The following is a 6,170-nucleotide window of genomic DNA, read 5'->3' as shown; positions in this document are numbered from 1 at the left end:
AGCCGCCTCCTTCATGATCTCGACGACCGTGAGCCCGGCCTCTTGGCCCAGCGGCGTGCCCCACAGCGACTCGAACTGTGCGTGCACGTCGTCGCGCACCACGCGCTGGTAGTTCGGGTACATCATCGGAATCAGGCCGGCGTCGCTGGCGCCCTGCACGTTGTTCTGGCCGCGCAGCGGGTGCAGCCCGGTGCCGGGCCGAGCGATCTGGCCGGTCAGCAGCGACAGCGCGATCAGGCAGCGCGCGTTGTCGGTGCCGTGCACGTGCTGGCTGACGCCCATGCCCCACAGGATGATCGACGCCTTGGACGTGGCGAAGGCGCGGGCGCACTCACGGATGGTGTCGGCCGGAACCCCGCAGATCTCGGCCATGCGCTCGGGCGTGGCCTCGGCCACGGCAGCCTTCACCGCCTCGTAGCCGTTGACGCGCGCGGTGACGAAGGCCTCGTCGACCAGGCCTTCGGCCACGATCACATGCAGCATGCCGGTCAGCAGCGCCACGTCGGTGTCGGGCCGGAAGTCCAGGTGCCAGGTGGCGAAACGTGCCATCGGCGTGGCACGCGGGTCGGCCAGCATCAGCTTGGCCCCGCGGTGGATGGCGTTCTTGATCCAGCTGGCGGCCACCGGGTGGTTGGAGGCCGGGTTGGCGCCGATCAGCAGGATGACCTCGGCGTGCGCCACGTCTTCCACCGGGTTGGACACCGCGCCCGAGCCCAGCCCCTCGAGCAGCGCCGCCACCGAGCTGGCATGGCACAGCCGCGTGCAGTGGTCGACGTTGTGCGTGCGCAGCCCGGTGCGCACCAGCTTCTGGAACAGGTAGGCCTCCTCGTTGCTGCCCTTGGCCGAGCCGAAGCCGGCCAGCCGGCTCGGCGCGCCCGCCGCCGTGGCGTCGCGGATGCGCTTGAGGCCGCCGGCGGCGAGGTCGAGTGCCTCGTCCCAGCTCGCTTCGCGGAACAGGGCCGAGAGCGGCAGCTCGCCGCGCTTGAAGCGCTCGATGTCGGCCGGGTCCTTGGCCACGCCCTCGCGGCGCACCAGCGGCGCGGTGAGGCGTCGCTCGTTGTGGACGTAGTCGAAGCCGAAGCGGCCCTTGACGCACAGCCGGCCGTGGTTGGCCGGGCCGTCGCGGCCGGTGACGTAGTGCACCTTCTCGGCACCCTGCCCGTCGTGCCCGACGTGCAGCGTGAGCTGGCAGCCGACGCCGCAGTAGGGACAGACCGAGTCGATCTCGCGCTCGATCTTCGCCAGGCCGGCGCCGCGCGCCGGCATCAGCGCCCCGGTCGGGCAGGCCTGCACGCACTCGCCGCAGGCCACGCAGCTCGAGGCGACGACCGGGTCGTCCTGGTCGAAGACGATCTTCGCGTGCGCGCCGCGATGCGACAGGCCGAGCACATCGTTGACCTGGATGTCGCGGCAGGCGCGAATGCAGCGCGTGCACTGGATGCAGGCGTCGAGGTAGACCTCGAAGGCCGGGTGCGAGGCATCGGCCGCCACCATCTCGCGCCCGGGCAGGCGGCCGCGCGGTGCCTTCCACTTGTCGGCCCAGAAGAGCAGCTCGGAGTCGTGGGTATGTTCGGCGCTGGCCGCGCCGGCGTCGCTGACCAGCAGCTCCAGCACCATGGTCTGCGCCGCCACGGCGCGCTCGCTCTTGCTGTCCACCGTCATGCCCGACGTCGGCGTGCGGCAGCACGACGGTGCCAGCGTGCGCTCGCCCTTGACTTCCACCACGCAGGCGCGGCAGTTGCCGGCCGGCTCCAGGCCCTCCTTCGCGCACAGGTGCGGGATGCGCACGCCGCTGCGCTTGGCCACCTGCAGCAGCGTCTCGCCCGGCACGGCGGCGGCCGGCTTGCCGTTGAGGGTGAATTCGATCAGTTCGACCGGCTTGTTCATGACAGCCCCAGCTCGTGCGGGAAGTAGCGGACCACGCAGTCCACCGGATTGGGTGCGGCCTGGCCCAGGCCGCAGATCGAGGCGTCGCGCATCACCTGGGAGAGTTCGGCCAGCAGCGCGGTGTCCCACTGGTCGCCCGCGATCAGCGCGCGCGTCTTGGCGGTGCCGGCCCGGCAGGGCGTGCACTGGCCGCAGGACTCGTCCTCGAAGAAGCGCATCAGGTTGCGCGCCGCATCGACCGCGCGGTCGACATGGGTCGAGCTCTTCGTCAGCACCATCACCGCCGCCGAGCCGATGAAGCAGCCGTGCGGCTGCAGCGTGTCGAAGTCCAGCGGGATGTCGGCCATCGAGGCGGGCAGGATGCCCCCCGATGCGCCACCCGGGAGGTAACCGTACAGCTCGTGGCCTTCGGGCAGGCCGCCGCAATACTCGTCGACCAGTTGGCGCAGCGTGATGCCGGCCGGCGCCAGCTTCACGCCGGGCTCGCGCACCCGGCCCGAGACCGAGAAGGAGCGCAAGCCCTTGCGGCCGTTGCGCCCCTGCGAGGCGAACCACTGCGGGCCGCGCTCGACGATGTCGCGCACCCAGTACAGCGTCTCGAAGTTGTGCTCCAGCGTCGGCCGGCCGAACAGGCCGACCTGCGCCACATAGGGCGGCCGCAGCCGCGGCATGCCGCGCTTGCCCTCGATCGACTCGATCATCGCGGACTCCTCGCCGCAGATGTACGCGCCGGCGCCGCGGCGCAGCTCGATCTCTGGCAGCTTCGCCACCGGCGGATCGGCGCGCAGCGCGGCGAGCTCGCGCTCGAGCAGCGCGCGGCAGCCGTGGTATTCATCACGCAGGTAGACGTAGACCTTGTCGATCCCTACCGCCCAGGCGGCCACCAGCAGGCCTTCGAGGAAGCGATGCGGGTCGCGCTCGAGGTAGTGACGGTCCTTGAAGGTGCCGGGCTCGCCCTCGTCGATGTTCACCGCCATCAGGCGAGGTGCCGCCTCGCCACGCACGATGCGCCACTTTCGTCCGGCCGGGAACCCGGCGCCGCCGAGGCCGCGCAGGCCGGAGTCTTCCATCGCCTTGATCACGGATTCGACGTCACGGCTGCCCGCATGGCAGTGGCGAAGCAACTCGTAGCCGCCTTGCGCGCGGTAGCCGGCCAGGTCGTTCGCTGGCGGCACGTCATCGAAGCGGCGGTCGGCTGCGGCCAGCGCCTGCACCGCGGCCGCGTCCGCCTTCGGCACGGGCCGCTGGTGCACCACCGCCACCGGCGCCTGCTCGCAGCGGCCGACGCAGGGCGCCTCGATCACTCGCACTTCGGCGCCGAGCAGCTTCGGCAGCCTGGCCAGCAGCGCATCGGCGCCGGCCAGTTCGCACGACAGGCCGTTGCACACGCGCACCGTCAGGCGGGCGGGCGCCTCGTAGCGCCCCTGCTCATCCTCGCGCACCACGTCGAAGTGGTGGTAGAAGCTCGCGACCTCGAAGACCTCGACCTGCGCCAGCCGCAGGAGTTGCGCGAGCGCGGCCATGTGGCCGGTGCGCAGCTGGCCGAAGCAGTCGTTCAGCGCATGCAGGTGCTCGATCAGCAGGTCGCGGCGCAAGGGCAGCGAACCCAGCGCCTCGCGCACCTCGGCCAGGGTGGCGGCATCCACCGTTCGCCCGGCCCGGCGCACCTGCTTGCGGCCGGGCAACTGGCCCGCCACCTTGTCCAGCGAAATCGCGGTCGTGTTCATGGGCCGGCAGGGTACGAGCGGGCTGCAGGCACAATATGTTCTGCATTTCCTATATGGACATCAACCTGCGCCCGCAGTGGGACGTCGGCCCGCCCGGCGGCCCGCGCATCGACACCACCGCCCTGCTCGCGCTGCTGGCCGGCGTGCAAGACAGCGGCTCGCTGGCCGACGCGGCGCGCGGCGTCGGCCAGTCCTACCGCCATGCCTGGGGGTTGATCAAGAACGCCGAGGCGCTGTTCGGGGCACCGCTGATCGAATCGGGGCGCGGCCGCGGCTCGGTACTCACCGAGCTCGCCCACAAGCTGATCTGGGCCGACCGGCGCATCTCGGCACGCCTGTCACCCTTGCTGGAGTCGCTCGCGTCGGAGCTGGAGCGCGACCTGGAACGCAGCCTGGAACCGAGCCGGGCCGCCGTGCGCATTGATGCCAGCCACGGCTTTGCGGTGGCGAGGCTGATGGAGCGAATGCATGCCGCCGACCTGCCCGTCGAGCTGCGCTACCGCAACAGCCTGGAATCGGTGGCCTCGCTGGCTCGCGGCGACTGCGACCTCGCCGGGCTGCACGTGCCCATCGGCGAGTTCGAGGGCCACGCGCTGCGCCGCTACCTGCGCTGGCTGCGGCCCGACGCGCACTGCCTCGTTCACGTGGCGGTGCGCACGCAGGGCCTGTTCGTCGCGCGCGACAACCCGAAGCAGGTGCGCGGCCTGGCCGACCTGCGGCGCCCCGACCTGCGCTTCGTCAACCGGCCGGAGGGTTCGGGAACGCGGGTGCTGACCGATCTGCTGCTCGAGCGCGAAGGCATCGCCGAGACCGAGGTGCTCGGCTTCGACGACACCGAGCTGACCCATGCCGCGGTGGCGGCCTACATCGCCAGCGGCATGGCCGACGTGGGCATCGGCGTGCAGACGGCAGCGCAGCGCTTCGGGCTGCACTTCATCCCGCTGCTGCGGGAGCGCTACTTCTTTGCGCTGCGCATCGCAGCGATGGACCAGCCGCATGTGCGGCCGGTTCTGCAGATGCTTCAGTCGCCGGCTTCGCGTGCTGCGATCGCGGCGATCGCGGGCTATCACGCCGCCGAGACCGGCAAGGTCCAGCGCCTGCCCGAAGCATTCCCGGCCAGCACACCCTGAGGGCGAGCGAGCCAGCCGGGGGCCCGCTATCGCGCGGCCTGGAGCGCGCCCGCGCGCCTGGTGCCCGAGGAGATCGCGCGCAGGGTGAAGGGCAAGGGTGAGTCGTTGAGGTAGTTGGCGTCGAGCACGGAGGGCAGGCCGATCAGCGCCTGCAAGGTGGTGTTGGGCCAGAAGTTGGGGCTGGCGACATTGTCGGCGCCGGAGAAGTTGGCGGCGGTGCTGGTGACGTTGCCCTGGGAGACGATGTTGCCGCTGGCGAAGCCGCCGCTGATCAGGCTGGGGCCGTTGGTGCCGGCGAACAGATTGGCCGTGAGCGTGACGGACTGGGTACCCGAGGGCGCGCTGATGAAGCTGCCGCCCGAGCGCGTGATGACCACCGTGTTGTGCACCATCTGCAGCGTGTTGGTGGTCCACTTCAGGCCCTCGGCGCCATAGGCGATGGCCGTCGAGTTGTCGGCATTGGGCCCCTTGTGGAAGAGGTTGCCGCGGAGGTACACCGCGCCGCCGTTGGGGAAGTCGGCGAGGTAGCTGGCCGTGCCGGTGGGGCCATCCATGAAGTAGCTGTTCTCGATGCGGTTTTCCTTGGCCCGGCTCTTCAGGTTGTGGCCGATCCTGGCCTCGTGGAAGAAGCTGTTGCTGACGCTGAGCCGGGCCGCCTGGCCGATGTAGACGTTGTGCGTGTAGCCGTCGCCATAGCCGTTGCGGGCGAACTCGCTGCCATCGATGACCACGCTGGCGTTGCCGTCGCCGCCGAGGATGCCGTTCTCGTTGTCGAAGAAGCCGCTGTTGCGGATGGTCAGTGTCCCGCCGTGCTCGGCGCGGATGCCCGCGCCGTTCTGGTCGGGCACCTTGGCGTCGCGGAACTCGATGCTGTCGATGGTGATGTTCGAGCCGTTGACCACCCAGATCGCCTTGCCGCCGTAGTGGCGTCCGTCGGCGTACAGACGTGCGCGCCCGCCGATGCCGCAGATGGTGAGGTTGCTGGCCGACCAGGAGGCCACGTCACCGCGGTAGTCGCCCGCGGCGATCTTGACCACGTCGCCGTTCTGCGCCACCGCAGCGGCCGCACTGGGCACGCTGTAGGTCTTGCCTGAGCCGACCTCGAGCACGCGGCCCGTGGCCGTATCGCAGGCCGTCCCGGCGCTGGGGGCAGGTGCCGGGGCAGGCGCAGGCGCAGGTGCCGGGGCAGGTGCAGGTGCAGGTGCAGGTGCAGGTGCCGGGGCAGGTGCCGGGGCAGGTGCAGGTGCCGGGGCAGGTGCCGGGGCAGGTGCAGGTGCAGGTGCAGGTGCCGGGGCAGGTGCAGGTGCAGGTGCAGACGCCGCCCGCGAGATCTTCCTGCTCGTGCGCGTCACGTTTCCAGCCGCATCCTCGGCACTGATCGTGATCGTGTTCTCACCCTGCTGCAGTTGCAGCGAGGCCACCGTCC

Annotated in this window: 5 protein-coding genes; 2 read left to right on the top strand and 3 right to left on the bottom strand. The window is 70.8% G+C overall.

What is annotated here, in order from left to right; genetic code table 11:
- Together AB7U92_RS20000 and AB7U92_RS19995 are read right to left on the bottom strand one after the other, a co-directional pair.
- Positions 1-1,887, bottom strand: a 1,887-nt coding sequence (locus AB7U92_RS20000; protein ID WP_428581049.1) for a molybdopterin-dependent oxidoreductase, incomplete at its 3' end; no start/stop codon positions are given.
- Complete coding sequence (locus tag AB7U92_RS19995) at positions 1,884-3,614, bottom strand: NADH-ubiquinone oxidoreductase-F iron-sulfur binding region domain-containing protein (protein ID WP_428581046.1); 1,731 nt, start codon at positions 3,612-3,614, stop codon at positions 1,884-1,886. The genes AB7U92_RS19995 and AB7U92_RS20000, both read right to left, overlap by 4 nt.
- Positions 3,615-3,667: 53 nt before the next feature.
- Here AB7U92_RS19995 and AB7U92_RS19990 point away from each other — a divergent pair, with 53 nt between their 5' ends.
- On the top strand, positions 3,668-4,744 hold the full coding sequence (locus tag AB7U92_RS19990) for a substrate-binding domain-containing protein (RefSeq protein ID WP_428581043.1): 1,077 nt from the start codon (positions 3,668-3,670) through the stop codon (positions 4,742-4,744).
- Between the two features lie 26 nt (positions 4,745-4,770).
- On the opposite strand, the gene AB7U92_RS19985 is transcribed toward AB7U92_RS19990, so the two are convergent.
- A complete protein-coding gene (locus AB7U92_RS19985) occupies positions 4,771-5,853 on the bottom strand; it encodes a hypothetical protein (RefSeq protein ID WP_428581040.1) in 1,083 nt (360 codons plus the stop codon).
- 44 nt (positions 5,854-5,897) lie between these two features.
- On the opposite strand from AB7U92_RS19985, the gene AB7U92_RS19980 reads away from it, so the two are divergent.
- The gene (locus AB7U92_RS19980) at positions 5,898-6,122 is read left to right on the top strand and encodes a hypothetical protein (RefSeq protein ID WP_428581037.1); all 225 of its coding nucleotides are present in this window, start codon (positions 5,898-5,900) and stop codon (positions 6,120-6,122) included.
- Positions 6,123-6,170: the final 48 nt, after the last annotated feature.

Origin of the sequence: Piscinibacter sp. (assembly GCF_050175855.1) — a bacterium.
GTDB lineage: Bacteria > Pseudomonadota > Gammaproteobacteria > Burkholderiales > Burkholderiaceae_C > Piscinibacter.
The sequence above is the reverse complement of the archived record's forward strand: the minus strand, read 5'-3'. Positions and strand labels throughout refer to the sequence as shown.